At 66.0% G+C, this 19,000-nt stretch carries 15 protein-coding genes; 2 read left to right on the forward strand and 13 right to left on the reverse strand.

Going from position 1 to position 19,000, the window contains the following annotated elements; all coding sequences use genetic code 11:
* Window positions 1-175 precede the first annotated feature (175 nt).
* Window positions 176-1,057, forward strand: a complete 882-nt coding sequence (locus JY500_RS14300; protein WP_206253452.1) for a Dyp-type peroxidase — start codon at window positions 176-178, stop codon at window positions 1,055-1,057.
* 21 nt (window positions 1,058-1,078) lie between these two features.
* On the opposite strand, the gene JY500_RS14305 is transcribed toward JY500_RS14300, so the two are convergent.
* Together JY500_RS14305 and feoB are read right to left on the reverse strand one after the other, a co-directional pair.
* The gene (locus tag JY500_RS14305; protein ID WP_206253454.1) at window positions 1,079-1,315 is read right to left on the reverse strand and encodes a FeoA family protein; all 237 of its coding nucleotides are present in this window, start codon (window positions 1,313-1,315) and stop codon (window positions 1,079-1,081) included.
* A 6-nt stretch (window positions 1,316-1,321) separates the two neighbouring features.
* Window positions 1,322-3,325, reverse strand: a complete 2,004-nt coding sequence (gene feoB / locus JY500_RS14310) for a ferrous iron transport protein B (RefSeq protein WP_206253456.1) — start codon at window positions 3,323-3,325, stop codon at window positions 1,322-1,324.
* A 129-nt stretch (window positions 3,326-3,454) separates the two neighbouring features.
* On the opposite strand from feoB, the gene JY500_RS14315 reads away from it, so the two are divergent.
* A complete protein-coding gene (locus JY500_RS14315) occupies window positions 3,455-4,129 on the forward strand; it encodes an oxidoreductase (RefSeq protein ID WP_206253458.1) in 675 nt (224 codons plus the stop codon).
* Here the strand turns inward: JY500_RS14315 and JY500_RS14320 are convergent.
* The 11 genes from JY500_RS14320 to JY500_RS14370 all read right to left on the reverse strand — a co-directional run bounded on the left by JY500_RS14320 (window position 4,126) and on the right by JY500_RS14370 (window position 18,883).
* Window positions 4,126-5,481 carry an MBL fold metallo-hydrolase RNA specificity domain-containing protein gene (locus JY500_RS14320; RefSeq protein ID WP_206253459.1) on the reverse strand — a complete coding sequence of 452 codons (1,356 nt, stop codon included), beginning with the start codon at window positions 5,479-5,481 and terminating at the stop codon, window positions 4,126-4,128. The genes JY500_RS14315 and JY500_RS14320 overlap by 4 nt on opposite strands.
* Window positions 5,482-5,596: 115 nt before the next feature.
* Window positions 5,597-6,475, reverse strand: a complete 879-nt coding sequence (locus JY500_RS14325; protein ID WP_206253461.1) for a C40 family peptidase — start codon at window positions 6,473-6,475, stop codon at window positions 5,597-5,599.
* A complete protein-coding gene (locus JY500_RS14330; protein ID WP_206253462.1) occupies window positions 6,468-8,183 on the reverse strand; it encodes a sensor domain-containing diguanylate cyclase in 1,716 nt (571 codons plus the stop codon). Before JY500_RS14330 ends, JY500_RS14325 begins: the two co-directional genes overlap by 8 nt.
* A 78-nt stretch (window positions 8,184-8,261) precedes the next feature.
* Complete coding sequence (locus tag JY500_RS14335; protein ID WP_206253464.1) at window positions 8,262-9,986, reverse strand: ATP-dependent nuclease; 1,725 nt, start codon at window positions 9,984-9,986, stop codon at window positions 8,262-8,264.
* Window positions 9,987-10,099: 113 nt separating this feature from the next.
* Complete coding sequence (locus JY500_RS14340) at window positions 10,100-11,641, reverse strand: DUF3369 domain-containing protein (protein WP_206253465.1); 1,542 nt, start codon at window positions 11,639-11,641, stop codon at window positions 10,100-10,102.
* Window positions 11,642-11,711: 70 nt separating this feature from the next.
* Complete coding sequence (locus tag JY500_RS14345) at window positions 11,712-12,680, reverse strand: succinylglutamate desuccinylase (RefSeq protein WP_206253466.1); 969 nt, start codon at window positions 12,678-12,680, stop codon at window positions 11,712-11,714.
* A gap of 1 nt (window position 12,681) precedes the next feature.
* A complete protein-coding gene (astB, locus tag JY500_RS14350) occupies window positions 12,682-14,019 on the reverse strand; it encodes an N-succinylarginine dihydrolase (protein ID WP_206253468.1) in 1,338 nt (445 codons plus the stop codon).
* A gap of 106 nt (window positions 14,020-14,125) precedes the next feature.
* Entirely contained in the window at window positions 14,126-15,595 is a 1,470-nt protein-coding gene (astD, locus tag JY500_RS14355; RefSeq protein WP_206253469.1) for a succinylglutamate-semialdehyde dehydrogenase, read from the reverse strand.
* 9 nt (window positions 15,596-15,604) lie between these two features.
* Window positions 15,605-16,624 carry an arginine N-succinyltransferase gene (astA, locus tag JY500_RS14360; protein WP_172198142.1) on the reverse strand — a complete coding sequence of 340 codons (1,020 nt, stop codon included), beginning with the start codon at window positions 16,622-16,624 and terminating at the stop codon, window positions 15,605-15,607.
* Between the two features lie 14 nt (window positions 16,625-16,638).
* Window positions 16,639-17,664: an arginine N-succinyltransferase gene (locus JY500_RS14365; protein ID WP_172198140.1), complete on the reverse strand. Its 1,026-nt coding sequence runs from the start codon at window positions 17,662-17,664 to the stop codon at window positions 16,639-16,641.
* A 7-nt stretch (window positions 17,665-17,671) separates the two neighbouring features.
* A complete protein-coding gene (locus JY500_RS14370) occupies window positions 17,672-18,883 on the reverse strand; it encodes an aspartate aminotransferase family protein (RefSeq protein WP_172200682.1) in 1,212 nt (403 codons plus the stop codon).
* Between the last annotated feature and the right edge of the window lie 117 nt (window positions 18,884-19,000).

Here is a 19,000-nt window from a genome sequence, read left to right on the forward strand (position 1 = left end):
TCGCGCCGGCAAGGCTCAGCCTAACCAGCGCACGGCACCGCCGCCGTGACCCGACCATGCGTGGATGTTTCCCGATGTGAATCAAATGCAAACCGTGCGCCGGTTGGCACATACCGGGCCAACGCGCGATCATTGCGCCTCCACACGCCTCGTGAACCATGCAGGAGATTGCCCCATGAGCGGCCCCCAGAGCGGAATCCTCGCCCCACTGCCCCCAGCGGCCCGTTACCTGAGTTTTTCCTTACTGCAGGGCACCGACGCGCGTGCCGCGCTGCGTCGCCTGGCGGCCGAAGTCGACGGGGAGCGTTGTGTGCTGGGTATCGGCGCAACTCTGGCGAACGCCCTGGGCCGCCATATCGAAGGGCTGACAACATTCCCGAACTTCTCTGCGGCGGGTGTCGAACTCCCCGCCACGCCCGCCGCACTCTGGCTCTGGCTGCGCGGCGAAGACCGGGCCGCACTGCTGCAGCGCGAGCGTCACATCACAGCCCTGCTGGCAGACACCTTCGTGCTTGAACATTCGCTGGAGGCTTTCGTCCACGGTGGCGGGCGTGATCTGACCGGCTATGAGGATGGCACCGAAAACCCGCAAGGCGACGCTGCTGTCGCCGCTGCCATCGTCGCGGAAGATGTGCCGACACTCGCCGGCTCATCCTTCGTCGCGGTCCAGCAGTGGCTGCACGATTTCAAGCGCTTCGAAGCAATGCCGAAATCGATGCAGGACAACGTGATCGGGCGGGAACGTGAATCGAATGAAGAACTCGACGACGCACCGGATTGCGCGCATGTGAAGCGCACCGCGCAGGAGAGCTTCTCACCGGAGGCCTTCGTGCTTCGGCGCTCGATGGCGTGGATTGAGGGCGATCGCGGCGGTTTGCAGTTCGTCGCCTTCGGCGCTTCGTTTGCGGCTTTTGAGGCGCAGCTCAGGCGCATGTGCGGCGCCGAGGACGGCATCGTCGACGGCCTGTTCCGCTTTACCCGCCCTCTCACCGGCGCCTACTTCTGGTGCCCGCCCATGCGGGCCGGCGCACCGGACCTCCGCCTGCTGGGCGTCTAACGCCTTGACCCCTGCGCCGGCTCAGGCCGGCGCAACCACCATCGCGCGGGCGACGACCGACTCTACGGCCAGCTCGGTGTGGTCGCACTGAATGATCGTCAGCGGACGTTGCTGCAACACGCTGAGCGCCTGTCCGACGGCAATGCCATAGGCGAGGAACTGGTCCTGCAGCAGGGTATCCAGCGTGGCATCGAAGCCACGGAATCGGACGGTGGCACCGGGGGTGGCGTCGGCTAGACGCATTTCGTTGGGGCTCATCGCGGCTTACCAGAAGTGCTTCAGGATCATGTTGAAGATGCCGCCGACCAGGAAGGCTGTCGGCATGATCAGGCCCAGCATCGCGGCGGCGATCTTGCCGCCCTGCTCCTTGATGACGATCATCACGCTGGCAATGCACGGTACGAAGAGGGTGATCGTGATCATGCCGACCACCGTCTGCAGCGGCGACAACTGGTGGCCAAGCGCGAACAGGCCGGTGGCGCCGAAGTCGCGCCGCAGGAAGCCCATCACGAACGCCGCGCTCGCCTCCTTCGGCAAGCCGAGCCAGCCGGTCACCAGCGGCTCGCCCTTCTCGATGATCCACGGCAGCGCGCCCACGCGATCCAGCACGAACATCAGCAGCGTGCCGAACAGGAAGAGCGGGATCACTTCAACGAGATACCACTTCAGGCGGCCCGCGGTCTTCTTCATCACGTTGCCGATCACCGGCAAGCGCATCGGCGGCATCTCGGTGACCAGCGGAATGCGGCGGCCCGGGATCAGCTTCGCCGCGAGCCAGCCGGAGGTCAGCAGAATCAGCACGACCGAGCTGAGCCAGATCAGCGTGGCCGAGAAGGAAATGCCCGACAGCATGCCCATCACCACGCCCAGTTGTGCCGAGCACGGAATCGCCAGCGCGAGCAGGAAGGTCGAGATCACGCGCTCGCGTTTGGTGTGCAGGATGCGCGTCGTAAGCGTCGCCATCGTCACGCAGCCAAGCCCCAGCACCATCGGCAGCACCGCGCGGCCATTCAGGCCGATCAGCGAGAACGCGCGGTTCGCCAGCACCGACAGGCGCGAGAAGTAACCCGAATCTTCCAGCACCCCGAAGGCCAGGAAGAAGGTTGTCACGATCGGCAGGATCAAGGCGAGCGCGTAAGTCATGCCCATGGTCCACAGCCCGTACTGCCCGACCATCAGGTCGGCAACCCATTGCCACGGCACATGCGCCCGAACGAAACCTTCCATCGCCGGGTTCAGGATTTCACCGAACAGATTCTTCTCGGTCAGACCGACCAGGAAGCTCGCGCCGAACACGCCCACGAACTCATACACCGCGAACAGCACCAGCAACAGAATCGGCAAGCCCCAGATGCGATGCACCGCAAGCCGCCCGAGCCGCGTCGAGAGCAGCTTGGCTTTCGGCACTTCCTTCCGCAGATAAGCGCCAGCAAGGCGATCAGCCTCCGCCGCGCGAGCCTGCGCCAAAGCGGTGGACAGGGGTTCGGGACTGGCCGATTCGGCGGCCTCGCGCAAAGCGATCAACTGTTGCGCCTCGGCCCCCAGATGTGCGGCGAGCCAGCGTTCGACTTCGGCATCACGGCCGAGGAACAGCACCGCGAGGCCACGTGGCGCCAGCGGGGTCTTCGGTAGCCGGGCGGTGATCCAGTCCGCCGCCTGCATCACGACCGCTTCCACCGCATCCGGGTAGCGGAAGCGATGCGCCGGCCCTTGGCTGGCGTACGCATGCTTGAGCGCTTCCGGCAGGCGCTGCAGGCCTTCGCCGCTGGTGGCAACCGTTTCAATCACCGGCGCGCCAATCGCTTTCGAGAGGCCCTGCAAATCGACGCCAACGCCGCGCGCCCGCGCCTCGTCCGCCATGTTGAGCGCCAACACCCAGGGCAAGCCCAGGTCGGCAAAAACGAGCGACAGCGCCAGCGTGCGGCGCAGGTTCTTCGCGTCACCCACCTGCACCAGCGCACGCAGATTTTCGTGCAGCAACGCGCGCATCGTCGCGTGCTCGTCGTCCGAGCGGGCCGGCAGGGCCAGGACCCCGGGCGTATCCAGCACTTCGGCGCCACGTTCGAAACGGGCCGAGGCGCGTGACACATCGACCGTCGTCCCCGGGTAGTTCGACACGTTCACATAAGTGCCGGTCAACCGGTGGAACACCACCGACTTGCCGACGTTCGGGTTGCCAACAAGGGCGAAGACCCCTGGTGTGGCGCCGTCTGCCGCCGAGGCGGCCTGACGGTCCAGCGTGGCCGTGTCGTTGGTGCAATGTGTCATGTACGCTACCTGCAGAATCGGGTGGATCAGCCGTGGCGGCGTTTCGGAGTAGAACGCCAACGCGAATCGTTATCAATTATATATCGCCTGCACCCACATGCAGGATTGTTTTGTATCAAGCACTTGCCGATGCCAACACCACAAACACGTACTGCACTGATCGCCGGAGCGACGGGCCTGGTTGGCCGCGAGCTGCTCGCAATGCTGCTCGCATCGCCCGAATATGGCCGCGTGGTCGCGCTGGTGCGGCGCCCCACCGGCTTGCAGCATGCGAAGTTGCACGAGCAGATCGTCGATTTTTCTGCCCTGCCGTCGGATACGCCAGACCTGCGGGCGGACGACGTTTTCTGTTGTCTCGGTACAACGATCCGCGTAGCCGGCTCGCAGGCCGCCTTTCGCGCCGTCGATCACGACTATCCGCTCGCACTCGGCCTACTCGCAAGAAAAATGGGGGCGCAGCACTTCCTGCTGATATCGGCGCTTGGCGCCGATGCGGCGTCCAAAGTGTTCTACAACCGAACCAAGGGCGAGACGGAGCGCGATCTCGCGAACCTTCGCCTGCCTGCGTTGTGGTGCATGCGGCCGTCCCTGCTTGATGGCCATCGCGCCGAATCCCGCCCGGGTGAACGAGTGGCGCTGGTATTCGGTCGCGCCGTCGCGCCTTTGATGCTGGGGCCGCTACGGCGCTATCGCCCCATCAGCACCGTGGCTGTTGCGCGCGCAATGCTGCGCTGCGCGCTCGGCGAGGGGCCGGCGCCGGGCGCGGTGGAATCGGAAGAGATCGCGCGTCTGGGTGAAGCCTAGTCCAGCGTCAACACCGCGCCGGCCACCGGCGTCTCCGCAGTGATGCCATAGCGCGCATGGACGGCCGCAGCCAAGCCGGCGCGCGCCGGGTCCTCTCCGTGCGTCAGCACCACGCGCGGATGCCCGGCGGCCAGCGGGGCCAGCCAGTCGAGCAGGCCTTCGCGGTCAGCGTGGGCAGAGAAGCCTTCGAGCTGTACCACTTCAGCACGCACCGCGATCGTCTCGCCGAAGATCTCGACCTCGCGCGCGCCTTCAGCGAGTTGTCGGCCGAGGGTGCCGGGCGCCATGTAGCCGGGCAGGATCACGAGGACATCCTCGCGCCACAGGTTATGGCGCAGGTGGTGCAGCACGCGGCCCCCTTCGCACATGCCCGCCGCGCTCATGATCATGCAGAACTCGCCGCTGACATTCAGCAAGCGCGATTCGGCCGACGAATCAACGACCCGCAGCGTGTCCGGCAACTGGCCTCGACGTCCGAGCCGTTTGGCCTCCAGATCATGCAGTTCGCCGTGGCGGGCGTAGATCGCGCCGGCACGCGCAGCCATCGGGCTGTCGAGGAACACCGGGAACGCCGGCACGATGCCATCACGGAACGCGTGCGCCAGCTCGTACAGCAGTACCTGGGTGCGCCCTACCGCGAAGGCCGGCACGATCATGCGCCGGTGCTCGGCCACGGCCCGGCGCAATAGTGCGTGGAAGCTCGCCAGCGTATCGGCACGCGGCGGCCGGCTGCGGTCGCCGTAGGTGGATTCGAGGAACACGACATCGGCTCGCGGCGGCGTTTCGGGGTCACGCAGAATCGGCGCATCGCGCGTGCCAAGATCGCCGGAGAACACCACCGTCAGCGGCGGCTTGCCTTCCCGCGCGATCTGCATCTCAACGCTGGATGAGCCAAGGATGTGACCGGCGTCGAAGAAGCGGATCGCCACGCCCGGCGCGATTTCCCGCTGTTCGCCGTAGGGCAACGCAACGAATCGGCGGACCAGGCTCTCGACGTCGTCCACCGTGTAGAGCGGGCTTTGCTCGCGCCGCCCGGCACGCCGCAGCTTGCGGTTGGCGCGACTGGTGTCTTCCTCGGCGATCTTGGCCGAGTCAAGCAGCAGCACCTCAGCCAGTTCGAGCGTGGCCGGCGTGCCGTAGAGCGGCGCCCGCGAGCCGTGCGCAGTGAGCAATGGCAGGCGGCCGGAGTGGTCGACATGGGCATGCGTCAGCACGCCCGCGACCAGTCGCTTGGGTTCCACCGGCTCGATCACGCGGTTGCGGCCTTCGATGTCACGTCCGCCCTGGAACATGCCGAAATCGACCAGCACCCGCGCCTGTTCGGTCTCAAGCCAGTACCCCGAACCAGTCACCTCACCGACTGCACCGCAAAACCGTACGCTGACCATCGCACTGCCCCCCGGCTCGCGCCCCAGCCTCAGCGCTGGGCGCCTGCATGCCGAATTGTCCGCCCGCCAGAGGCACGACTCAAGCCGACAGGAGCAATCGCCCCACGCAGCCGAAACTCGGGCTATTGGCCAAATCCCCCGGCGTCACCGTCGCAGGATTGGGCCATGGATCCTCGATCGCCGCGCGGCTGGTCAGCGCGCGCGTTGCACTCGGCGCCCGAAGGTGGCGGATCCGTTCGGCCTGCGCCGCAATGTCGGCATCCCGCTTCCCTGCAGCGGGCGCCATTGCGCGCGTCTGCAGCCCCTGCCCTTCGCCGGCCGTGGGCGCCGGTGGCAATGCCCGGTTCGGCGAGTGATGACGCGCCTCTTCGTACTCCTTCAACAAAGCGAGCCAGTCGATATGCGGGAACGGAACAGGCGGTTGGTCGACCACCTCGATCTGCGGCCGCAGGCGCCCGGCAGGCACCGTGGCCGCTTCCGCAAAGCTGCGGTAGACGAACTCGCTGCACACCATGCGCCCCGGATCCGTTTGGATGACATGATCCAGCGCGACACGCAGAAGCCACTTCGCCGGCTCGGGCCAATCAAGCTTGCTGCGCAGCGCACACACAACGCCCAGTTCGAACAACTCGTCGAGCGGGTACGGCGCGCCAATGAAACCGTCGACCTTCGCCTGCAGCGCGCTCAGCGCCGCCGGGTCCAGACTTGCATTGCGGCCACCGAAGCGCAGCACATCGATCACGGAGAAATCCGTGCTGTCCACTGCACGGTCGGCGAGCCCGGTCTTGCGCACCCCCACCGACACTGCTTCAGCCACCGTCTGCACGTCAAACACCAATGCGGCGTGGCTGTAGCCTGAATCGCTCGCCCATGCGATCAGTTTGGAGATTTCGCCGCGCCCCATGTGAAGCAGCACATCGCCGGGGCGAACGGCAGTTAGTTCGATCGGGTCAGGCAAGGGACTCTCCTTCAGCAGCCAGCATTGGTGGCGCAACAAGTGGGGAAAGCGGCGCCAAGGCGACACGATTGCGGCCGTCGCGCTTTGCGGCATAGAGCGCCGCATCGGCCCGCGCAATCAGGTCCTCGGCGGACAATGCGTCGCTGCTGCTGCTGGCAACGCCGACGCTGCAGCTCATCGCAATCGTTTGCTGCCACGCGCAGACCGGTTCAGCGGCCACCGCAGCTCGGATCTGCTCGGCGATCGTGCCGGCAACGGGCGCAGCAGCGCCTTGCAGCACGACGAGGAACTCCTCGCCACCGTATCGCCCCAGGGCATCCGTACGACGCAGCACGCTGCCAACGCGTTTGCACGCTTCGCGCAGGCATGCGTCACCGGCCAGGTGTCCGTGGGTATCGTTGATCCGCTTGAAATGGTCCAGATCGATGAACAGCACCGACACGGGCTCGCCTGTCTCGCGAAACGCAATGCGGGCAGCGTCAAGCCGTTCGAGAATCGAACGCCGGTTCAATGCGCCGGTCAGCGCGTCGATCTGGGCTCGTCGCTGCGCTTCACGCAAGGCGTGCCGCATCTCGCGAACGCGGTCGGCTAGCCCCAACGCGAGCATCACGCCAGCCACCACCATTGAGAGCGGGAACCCGTAGTACAGCAGCGGCCCCGTCTCGGTACCCAGCAGGAAGCTTGCTGTGCGGGCAAAGGTGAAGCCCTGCATCATCATCCAGGCGAGCAGGAAGAAGGCCGCCGCACGACTGCCGCTACGCCAGCCGAGGAAGCCCGCCGCCAACACCATCGCAGTCCCGGCCATGACCGTCAGGTTACCCAGCGCCACCAGCACGACCATGCCCGAAGGTGGCACCAGTGGCACGGCGATCAACAACAGGACGTAAGCCCACTGCAGCGCGGCGAAGCTGCGATCAAGCCTTGGCGCGATGCGCCCGATATCCACCATCCGGCGCGCGAACATCGATGCGCAGAGCGCACCGAGCCCTGCGAACAGATTGACGAGCCGGCCACCAATCGGCAGCAATGCATCCATGCCAGGCAGCGACAGACCTTCGCCAAAGACCATTGCAACGTAGAAGCCCTGGCATGCGACCACCGACGAGAACAGCAGGAAGAGGGATTCGCGCAGCATCAGCCACACACAAACACCACACAGCGCAAGCGTCAGCAAGGCACCGAAGGTACCGATCGCCAGCCGCACATGGGTCAGCGATGCGGCCTCGGCTGCGTCACGCGTCTCGATCGAAAGGACCGGGCGCATCTGGGTCGGCTCGCCGCCAGGCTCCGCCAGCAAGTAGATCGGCACACCCACGCGCGGAGCCACGAGAGGAAAGATCATCAGACCGCGCGTCAGGTGCGCGGGGTAATCAGCTCGCAGTGCCCCCAGCTTAGTGGCGGCGGAACCGTCGCCAGGAAAGACCGTCAGCACCTGAAAGCGCGTCTGTCGAACAACGAGCGCTGGCGACGCATCGGTCGGCCAATCCTGCATTGGCACAACGCGGAACCAGGTTGGTCGATCGAGATCTCGCAACGCGGTGGTATCGGCCAAGGCAAAGCGATCGTCGAGCTTGCCGGCACGTATCGTTGCTTCTGACGCAGCCAGGTCCGGCGGCAAACGTTCAAGGCGAAATGCCAAACCTGCCGCATCGGCAATCATGGGGCACAACCAGCACACCAAGCACAGCAGGCGGAACAGGCACGACATTGCTGAGACACCGGATAGACCAACGCCAAAGTCTAGGCGAGCGCAAGGTGTCCACACCCCTGTTGGCGCAAAAGATCCTCAGGCTTCGGGGCCCCGGTGATGAAGATGCCGCTTGCCGGCTTTGTTCGGATGACGTGCCGGCTCTGCATGGCGCTCGCCCACCAGCGCGCGACGCGGCGATTCGCGAGCAAGTCGCACGCAGGTGGCGATGACACCCGCAAGTGGCGGCGGAATGCTGGCGGGGCCGCGGATTGCAACTTCCGCGAGAATCGCGAAGGCGAGGCCCGGCTTGGAGTGCCGGCCGATCGCGCGATCAATCACCTTGTGCGGTGTGCCAGACGCAGTCGGCGGAGCGCCCGCGGCGTGGCGGTAAACCGAGTCAAAGCCGTGGCTCCAGAAGCAGTGCTCGATGTCCTTCTCATGCAGCAAGGTCAGCCGCTCGGCGAGCGGATCGCTGCCGAGGTGGCGGCGCGCCGCTTCGCCGTAGGCCAACCCGGAGCGGTCGCCATCAGCGAGCACATGCCACTGAATACGAAGCGCCTGCGCCATCTTGATCAACGGGTCGAGGCCGCATTGCGCGAATTCGACACAGGCGATGCCCTCTTGCGCGAAGTCGTAGCCCAAGAAGCGCGCCAGTTCCGATAACACCCAGAACTCGGTTTCGCCTTCGACGAGCAACCAGCAGCGCGCGAAACTGGCCACCCCGTTGCGCACCCGCAAGTGGTAGCCGAACTTGCGCAGCTCTTCCGGCTTGAAGCGGCTGGTGTCGACCTGGAAGGCACCGACCTCGCCTCCGTGTCGCACAAGGCGCCGCTGTGCGCCCAGCGGGGCCGCCGCAAGCAGCTCGCCCGACTGGGTCGTCACGACTTTCTGCAGGCGGATCGGTTCAAGCAGGCTCCATAGCGCAGCGAGCGTCATCGGGTGCAGATGGGCTTCCGGGTCTTCGATCACCAGCAAGGGGCGGGAATCCGGCGCGAAGGTACCGGCGCCCTCGCGCACCAGCGCCGCCGCGATCAGCAGCATGGCAATCTTGCGTGATGCGGTACCGGCCACTGGCACGCTACGCATCGGCGCCTCGCCCGGGGGCAAATCCCCGATCACCGCGGCCAGATGTTCGCGCGAAGGCCCCTCCTCCACGCCAAGGCCTGGCACGCTGCGCAGCAGCAACTGACGTGCTGCCTGATAGCCGGCGTTGAGGTCATGTTCCGACGCCGCCGAGGCGCCCGCCTCCAGCGCTGCCCAGTAATGACTGACCGCCAGCGCAAGCCGGTCCAGCTCGTTCGATCCGTTGGCGCGCGCCGCCAGCGCCGCCCCAACCCCCAGCATGCGGCTGCTGCGGGCCTGGATCAGCGGACACAGGCGACGCACGGCACTGACCAATCCGGCATCCGCCGCCCGCTCGGCACCTTGCGGCGAGCGCACGACCCAGTGTTGCCGCAGTGTCACTGCGTGAACCCGCAAACCCAGCGAAAAGCCGCGGCAGGTGCGCGACACCCAGCCGGCCGCGTCCCGCAGTGGCGCGCAGGAGGCTGACTCCCACTCGCCGGGTTCGCGCTCGGCAAACTGCAGATCGATGGCGATTGCGGCCGGGTGGGCCGCCTCGCGGGAAGGGGTTTGGTGAATGTCGCTGTCGCGGAAGACCGGGGCGCCATCCGGCCAGGGCCCGAGTACCGCGGCAAGGGCATCAAGGATTGCCGTCTTGCCGACGTCGTTCTCGCCGATCAGGACTGTGCTTGCGTTAAGGGCTATGCGCACCCGCCCGATCACGCGGAAGTTCTCGATCCGGATCTCGCTGAGCCACATGTGCCGATCTCCACGCCAGCAGTGCCGACGCTGCAGATGCAGGCGCCCCTGCGCCGCCCGTCGCTATCCTGAACCGCGCGTCAGTGCGCGTCCAGCAGCGCGGCAAGTGGCGCTCAGGCCTCCCGCACCTCGGCGCGCAGAGCCACATAACGCGCAAAATCGCCCAGCAGCAGCGCCACAAGCTGCGGGTCGAAACGTTTGCCGGCCTGTTCCTGCAAGTAGGTGCGGATCTGCTCGTCGGACCAGCGGACGCGATACGGGCGATCGCTTGCGAGCGAGTCAAAGGCATCGGCCAGCGACACGACACGCGCAACCAGCGGAATTGCATCACCTGCAAGGCCGGACGGGTAGCCGCTGCCGTCCCAGTGCTCGTGGTGCCCGCGCGCGATCGTGGCCGCGATCTGCATGACTTCGCGGCGCGAGCGGGCAAGCAACTCGGCGCCGAGTTCTGTATGCGCCTTCATCGCCGCCCATTCGTCGGGATCCAGCGCACCGGCCTTCAACAGAATGCTGTCAGCCACCGCCACCTTGCCAACATCGTGCAGCGGCGCGGCAAGCAGGATCAATCGTGCCGTGGCCTCATCGACGCCGGCTGCGCGCGCGAGCGCCTGGCTGACACGGGCAACACGCTGCACATGCGCTGCGGACGAGGTACCGAGCTGCTCAACCGCGTCGCCAAGCATGCCTACCACCTCGCCTTGCGTGGCCTGCATCTCCTCCATCACCGACAGGTTCTCGAAGGTCAGCGACACGTTGATCGCGTAGAGCTCAAGCAACTCGCGCTCATGCGACGCGATCGGATGAGTCAGCTCGACGTAGAGCAAATTCTCTTGGCCGCTGAAGCTGCGGTGGTACAGCACGTAATCCTTGTCGCCGTGGAGGCTTTCCTTTCGGGTCAAGGCTTCCTGGAAGCGCGCCGCAATCGCCGGTGGCAGCGAATCGAGCGCCCCCTGATCGGCGAACTGCACCAGAGACCCACTCGCCGCCAGCGTGCGGGCCGAGCGGCCACCTGCCGCCTGCGCCGGCAGGACGAGGCAGTAGATGGCGGTATCCCGCAGGCCGAGTAGTTCGGTCAGCTGGCCGAGCACGGCAGACGCAAATTCGCGCAGGCTGCCTGTACGCAGGATGTCCGACGTCGCAAGAATCACGCGCCGCATGCCATCGCGCTGGCGCTGGAGTGCAGTGATGTCGCGATAGGCGCGCAGACCGGAGTACAGCAGCGTGCGCAGCTTCTGTGCCGTGAGTTCGGTCTTTTCCTTGTAATCGTCGATGTCGTAATCGCGGATCACGCGATCCACCGGCGCATGGCCCGGCTGGCCGGTGCGCAGGTAGACGCGCGTCGTGTGGTTGTCGCAACCGGATCGAATGAACTCCACCAGCCGCAGGCCGGCGTCTTCGGTCTCCATCACCACGTCGATCAGGGCGACGGCGATATCCGGTTCGCGCTCGAAAATCTCGCGCCCCGCCTCACCGCTGTGTGCCGACAGGATCTGCACGCGCCGGCCAAGGAACTCGAAACCGGTCAGCGCAAGCCGGGTGACCGCGATGACCTCAGGGTCGTCATCGACGACCAGCATCTTCCAGGGCGGTATCGATGGCGAAGGCACATCGCTGCCAGGCAGCGGCGGCTCATCGTCGGCGAACAGTAATTCCATTGCGGGGGGCTCCGGTCGGTCCGTGCCGCGCGCAAACGCAACGGCACCTCCTACCTATTACGGCAAAGATTCAGGTGTCTGAAGTCGCGTCGGCGATGATCAGGAGGCCGGCACGCAGGCCGGGTTTCACGGCGGGGTTGGGGAACACGATCAGCTCGCCGGGTTCGGCGTGCCATTGCTGCGAGCCGTCTTCGGCTATCAATGCGCCAGCGGCAAAGCCGGTGAAGTTGGCCGCATCAGGCGGCAGCATCATCTGAAAGGCATCGCTCTGTTTGATCAGCTCGCGGCTGACACGAAACACATGCGGTGCGGTTTCGCTAGGCGGCAACGGGTCGGCCGCGATCAGTGCGCGCAACGCACGATCGACGGCCGCGAACTCGCCGGATACGCCACCGCCCAGGCGCCGCACGCGGCCAAGCTCGAAGGTGTAGGCCTCGCAGCCATGCACCCTGGCGCTGCGCGCGCTGAAGGTCGGCGCCTTTACCCCAGTCAGCAATACTGCTTCAATGCCACAGGCTGCAAGCAGCGTGCGCGGTTCATGCCCGAGCGGACCTTCGCTCTCGCGCGGGGCGATCGCAAAGCAGGCATAGCGCGAATCCCGGATCGCGCTATGCAAATCGAGGTGCACGGCCGCAGGGTTCCGCGCACAGAACCTGTCGATGGCCGCAATCAGCGCTGCGGCGCGCGGCGCCTCACACGACGCCGACACGGTGGCGCCGCCAAACAGCCGATTGAGATCATCATCGATATAGCGGCGTGCGGCGCGCAAGGCCTGCAGGTTGCCGAACACCAGCAGCAGCGGTATCCGCGGCGCCAACGCCCCGGCGCACAGCGCAGACACGATGCCGCACAGCACTTCGACCGGCGCTGTTTCGTCCCCATGGATGCCGGCCGACACAATTAACGGCCTGCCGGGCCATGCGTTCGCCGGCGTCACCTGCCAGACAGCAGGCGCCAGGCGCTCTACGGTTGCCCCTCCGGGCAAACGCGCGGGCAATTGTGCGTCGTCGCTGGCGAGCAGCTCGGCAAGCAGGTCCATGTCAGGCAAGCTGGAACGGGTAGACCGAGCCGATCCCGAGAATGCGCGTCAGCTCGTCCAGCGCGGTTCGGCACTCGGCCAGCAGTTGCGGGTCCGCGAGGTCTGCCACAGCCAGGCGATCGCGGTAATGGCGCACGACCCAGTCGGACAAGCGCGAGTAAAGGGCGTCGTTCATCCACACGCCGGGCGTCACGGCGGCGTGTTCCGATTCGTTGAGCACCACGCGCAGGCGCAGGCAGGCGGGGCCGCCGCCATTCTTCATCGATTGCTTGAGATCGAACACCGCGACTTCGGCAATCGGCCCATTCGCGGCAAGCAGACCTTCGAGGTATGCCCACACCCGCTCGTTGCGGCGGCATTCGTCCGGCACCACCAGCAGCATGCGGCCATCGGGGCGCGACAACAGCTGGCTGTTGAACAGGTAGGTCGACACCGCATCGGCCACACCCACTGCAGCGTTAGGAACCTCGATCGCCTGCAGCGCCACGTCGCCAAGGCCACGCTGAACGTCGGCCAGCAAGCGCGCCTTGTCGTGGAACGCATGTTCGTGGAAGAACAGCACATTGCAGTTGCCGACCGCGATCACGTCGTTATGGAACACGCCGGCGTCAATCACGGCGGGGTTCTGCAACGCAATCACGGTGCGTGCGGCATCCAGGCCATGCAGCCGAGCGATCGCCTCGCACGCCTCGCGCGTATGGCGTGCCGGGTAACGAACGGGCGCGGGCTCGTTGCCGAAGGCGGCGCGACCATAGATGAACAGTTCGACGCCGGGCTCACCGTACTCGCCGCACAGCCGGGTGTGATTGGCTGCGCCCTCGTCGCCAAACTGCGCGCAGTCGGGCAAGGCCGGGTGGTGCGCAAAGTGCCGCGCATCGGCAAACACTGCGCGCAGCACGCGACCGGTGGTCGGGTGCTCGATCGCGCGATGGAACTTGTTGTTGAGGTTGGCCGGCGTGAAATGAGTGCGGCGGTCCGCAGTGTCAGCCGAGGGGCTCACCGTCGCAGCATTCGCTGTCCACATGCAGGAGGCGGAGCTCACTTGCGGCAGCAAGGCTGGGGCGGTGCGCGCAACCGCTTGCAGCACGTCGGCATCGCTCCCTGCGAAACCGAGCCGGCGCAACGTTGCCAGATCCGGGCGCTCGTGCGGCGGCAGCACACCCTGGCGGAATCCGCGATCGGCCAGCGCCTTCATTTTGGCCAGGCCCTGCAGCGCCGCCTCGCGCGGGTTGGACACATCGCCGGTGTTGTTCTGCGATGCAACGTTGCCGAACGAAAGCCCGCCGTAGTTGTGGGTCGGCCCGACCAGGCCATCGAAATTGGCTTCGAACGCCTTCATGGAAATCACCACCCCTGATTGCAACTGTGCCGCGCGGCGCGCAGCCGAACATGGATCGGATTGAAGCGCCCCACGCCGGACCGAATCACGGCGCGGGATTCACTGGTCAGGCCACCAGATCGAGGCCGGGCGGCAACTGCGCGGGTCGCTCCGGCGCCGCGGTTTCCATGCCGGCCACCGGATAGGCGCAATAGTCGGCGGCGTAGTACGCGCTCGGCCGGTGATTGCCCGAATGGCCAACGCCCCCGAACGGCGCCGCGCTGGATGCCCCGGTGAGCGGTTTGTTCCAGTTGACGATGCCTGCGCGCGCGTCGCGCCAGAAGCGCTCGAACAGGCCGGCGTCGTCGGAGATCAGACCAGCTGCCAGTCCGAAGCGCGTGGCGTTGGCAAGCCGCATGGCTTCGTCGAAATCGCGATAGCGCTGCACCATCAGCAACGGGCCGAAATGCTCTTCATCAGCCAGCGCGGCAATCGGCGTCACGTCCAGAATGCCGGGCGACAGCAAGCCGCTGCCTGCGGTAAGGCTGCGCATTGCCAGCAGCGGCACCGCACCTTGCACGACAAGCGAAGCCTGCGCAGCAAGCAGGCGTTCGGCCGCGGCAGGCGTAATCACGGCCCCCATGAAGGGCGCGGGCTCTGCGTCCCAGGCGCCGGCCCGCAAGGCAGCCGCCACGCGCACCAGGCGCGCCAGCAGCGCATCGCCCCACTCGCCCTGCGGCACCAGCAAACGGCGCGCACAGGTGCAGCGCTGCCCTGCCGAAATGAACGCGGACTGAACGATGGTGAAGATCGCAGCGTCGAGGTCGGCCACATCCTGCACGACCAGCGGGTTATTGCCGCCCATTTCGAGCGCGAGAATCTTTTCTGGCTGGCCCGCGAACTGGCGATGCAGGGCCGCACCGGTTGCATGGCTACCGGTGAAGAACAGCCCGTCGAGCTGAGGATGCGCAGCGAGCGCAACACCGGTGTCGCGGCCGCCCTGCAGCAAATTGATCACCCCGTCGGGCAGGCCAGCCTCCCGCCACAGCGTGGCCGTGCGCTGCGCCACCGCCGGCGCCAGTTCGGAAGGCTTGAAGACCACCGTATTGCCGGCCAGCAACGCCGGCACGATGTGGCCGTTCGGCAGATGACCCGGAAAGTTGTAGGGGCCGAAGACTGCAACCACGCCATGCGGGCGATGGCGCAGGACGGCCCGGGTGCCGGCCGACTCGCTCTCGCGAGAACCGGTTCGCTCCTGATACGCGCGTACCGAGATGTCGATCTTGCCGATCATCGTCTGCACTTCGGTCGCCGCTTCCCAGCGCGGTTTGCCGGTCTCGCGGCCGATCACCGCAGCCAGTTCGGCGGCGTTGGCCGCAAGGCATTCGCCGAAGCGGCGCACGATGGCCAGGCGCGCGTCGAAACCCAGATCGCGCCACGCGGCAAACGCGGACCGCGCGGCGAGCACGGCGGCATCAACCTGATCCGCGTCGGCCGCGCATCCATCCCAAACAAGCTCACCCGAAACCGGGTTGCGGCTCTGCAACGGCGCGCCTCCCCCACGTACCCAGCCGGGGCCGATCAGATGATCCTGCATGTTGGAACCTCAGCGAATCGGTTGCAGCGGCGCGATCCGGACGCTATCGCCCGCAGAGATTTCAAGCGCATCGAGTTGCGCGGCATCGAGCGCGAAGCGGCCCGAATCGTCAACACCGCCGCGCGCCAGCACGACGCGGAATTCCTGCAGCCGACGGTTGGATACCAGGCAGAGCGAACCCTCGACCTGTTCGCCCGCCACCGATTCGCACACCACGCTGTCACGCACGGCACGAATGGCTTCGAGCGCACATTCAACGGCCGGGCCAGCATCGAAAATATCGACGTAGCCCTGGTAGTTGAAACCCTCGGCTTCGAGCATGGCGCGCGCCGGGCGCGTCGAACTGTGCACCTCGCCGATCGCCTGGCGTGCGGCTTCGGACAGGAAGGCGGTGTAGACCGGATGCTGCGGCATCAGCTCCGCGATGAAGCTCTTGTTGCCAACGCCCGAGAGGTAGTCGGCGCGCGAGAAGTCCATGCGGAAGAAATGGCGACCCAGGCTATCCCAGAAGGGTGAGCGCCCCTGCTCGTCCGACACGCCGCGCAACTCGGCAATCACCTTGGCCGAGAACCGCTCGGGGAATTCCGCGAGGTACAACAGGCGGGCCTTCGAGAGCAGGCCACCATTGCCGCCATGGCGATGTTCCGGATGCAGGAAGAGCGAGCAGAGCTCGGTCGTACCGGTCAGATCGTTGGTCAGGAACAGCGTCTGCAGTTGCCGATACACGCCGATTTCGCGCGAGCAATACACCGCAGTGCCAACGCGATAGTTGTACCAGGGCTCATCCAAGCCGACCGCGGCCGCGATGCCGCTGGTACCGACGAGATGGCCCGAAAGCACGTCCTCCAGCACGAAGAGGTAGTTGGCCTGGGCCTTTTCGAGGCGGCCGCTGAACGAGTCGACCGAGATCTCGATCCGGCGACCGAGGCGCTCCTCGTTCGGCTGCAGGGTGGTTACGCCGATGCCGGCGCCACGCGCGAGATCGATCAGCGCAGCGTGATCACCGTGGGCGATGGGACGAAGTCGCATGATGAGTTGTCTTGTCAGAGCGGCGCGAGCACGACGCTGCCGCCGGCGGTCACGTTGAGCGACTTCAGATCGGCCTCGGCCAGCCACACCTCGCCCCGCTCGGAGTCGAAGGCAGCGTCGGTGAGGATCGCGCGGAAGCCCGGAAGGTCGAGATTGGCGACCAGGTAACGGGTGCCATCGGCACCCGGCGGATGACCGACGACCGTGGCGCGCGCATGCGTGGCGACGGTACGGATCTCTTCGGTCCGCGCCTGCACCACGGCGCCGGCGTCGAAGATGTCCACGTAGCGTTCGGTTTCGAAGCCCTCTCGCAGCAGGATCTCGCACGGCAAACGCGAGAAGGGATGAATCTGCCCGATCGCTTCCTGCGCCTCGCGCGGCAGCAGCGGCACATAAATCGGGTGCTGCGGCAACAGCTCCGCGATGAACGAGCGACCCTTCACGCCGCAGTAGAACTCGGCGAGCGGGTAGTCGATACCGAAAAAGTGACGCCCGACCGAATCCCAGAACGGCGCATGACCGTCGTCGTCACACAGGCCAAGCATTTCAGACACGACATGGTCGGCGAAACGCTGGCGGTGCGCCGCAATGAACAGCATGCGCGCACGCGACAACAGATCCGGATAGTCGCCGTGCTTGTACGCCGGATCCAGCACGAACGACGTCAGCAAGGTGGCGCCGGTGAGGTCGTGGCACAGCGTCAGCACATGCACCCGGTGATGCACGCCCAGTTCGCGACTGGCATGCGTCACCGTTTCGTTGCGGTAGTTGTAGAACGGCTCCGAGAAACCCGCCGACGCAACGATTGCCGCCGTGCCGACCACTTCGCGATCGTGCTCGCGTTCGAGCACGAAGAAGTAGCTTTCCTCGCCGCAGCCCGACACATCAGCCGCGAGCGACGCCTGCGACGAGGCGATCTTGTCGAACAGCTTGTCACGGCTGCGCGGCAGCGAAGTGACGCCCACCGGGCTCGCGCCAGCGATTCGTTCGACCGCAGGCAGGTCGGAGTACGCGGCAGGCCGCAGAACAAGTCGGTCCATTCAGGCCTCAGGCAGCGAAAGCTGCAGTTACCGCGCGCTCGAGGCGCGCGAGGCCCTCGTCGATTTCGGCATCGGAAATCACCAGCGATGGCGCCATGCGCACGATGTCCGGCCCTGCCATGAGGACCATCACACCCTCGCGCGTCGCGGCAGCCAGCACATCCTTGGCGCGACCGGCGTATTCCGGCTTCAGCTCCCAGCCGAACCACAGGCCACGGTAGCGCAGCTCGGCAAAGGCACCACTGCGTTCGCCGATCTCTTGCAGCCGCTTGGCAATGCGGTCTGCCTTGGCGCTCACACCGCTCAGCACTTCCGGCGTATCGACCAGTTCGAGCACCGCGTCGGCCACCGCGCAGGCGAGCGGGTTACCGCCGTAGGTGGTGCCATGGGTGCCGACCTGGAAGTGCTTGGCCCACTCGTCCTTGGTCAGCATCGCGCCGATCGGGAAGCCGCCACCGATACCCTTGGCGGTGGTCAGGATGTCCGGCTCGATACCGTAGAGTTCGTAGGCGTAGAGCTTGCCGGTGCGGCCAACGCCGGACTGCACTTCGTCGAAGATCAGCAGTGCGTCGTTCTCGCGCGTCAGGTCGCGCAAGCCCTGCAGGAACTCCGGTGTGGCCGGGATGATGCCGCCCTCGCCGATGATCGGTTCGACGATCACCGCGCAAGTGTTCTTCGAGATGACCTTGCGCACCGCGTCGAGATCATTGAAGTCGACATGGATGATGCCAGCCGGATTCGGCCCGAAGCCGGACGAATACTTCGCCTGCCCGCCACACGACACGGTGAAGAAGGTACGGCCGTGGAACGAACCGTTGAAGGCGATGATGTCGATCTTGTCCGGCCCGAAACGATCGATGGCCACCTTGCGCGCGAGCTTCAGCGCCGCTTCGTTGGCCTCGGCGCCCGAGTTGGCGAAGAAGACGCGATCCGCAAAGGTACGGCGCACCAGGCGGTCGCCCAGGCGCAGCGCGGGTTCGTTCGTGTAGACGTTGGACAGATGCCACAGCTTGCCGGCCTGTTCGGTCAGCGCTGCAACCAAGCGCGGATGGCAATGTCCCAAGCTGGTGACCGCAATGCCGCCGCCGAAATCGATGTAGTCACGCCCGTCCTGATCCCACACGCGGGAACCTTCGCCACGCACCGGCAGGAAAGCCTGCGGGGCGTAGTTGGGCACCATGACGCGGTCGAAATCGGCGCGGGTGAATGCAGCGTTCATCATCTGTCCTTACTCTTCGATCGTGAGGGATTGTAGGAAGCGTCGCGAGTACCGCCTTACAAGAACGCGACAGCGTTTTCCTTGTGTGGGTGGCGCGGTCGCGCGCCAAACCCGGCT

Source organism: Niveibacterium microcysteis (genome assembly GCF_017161445.1).
GTDB classification, from domain to species: Bacteria; Pseudomonadota; Gammaproteobacteria; order Burkholderiales; family Rhodocyclaceae; genus Niveibacterium; species Niveibacterium microcysteis.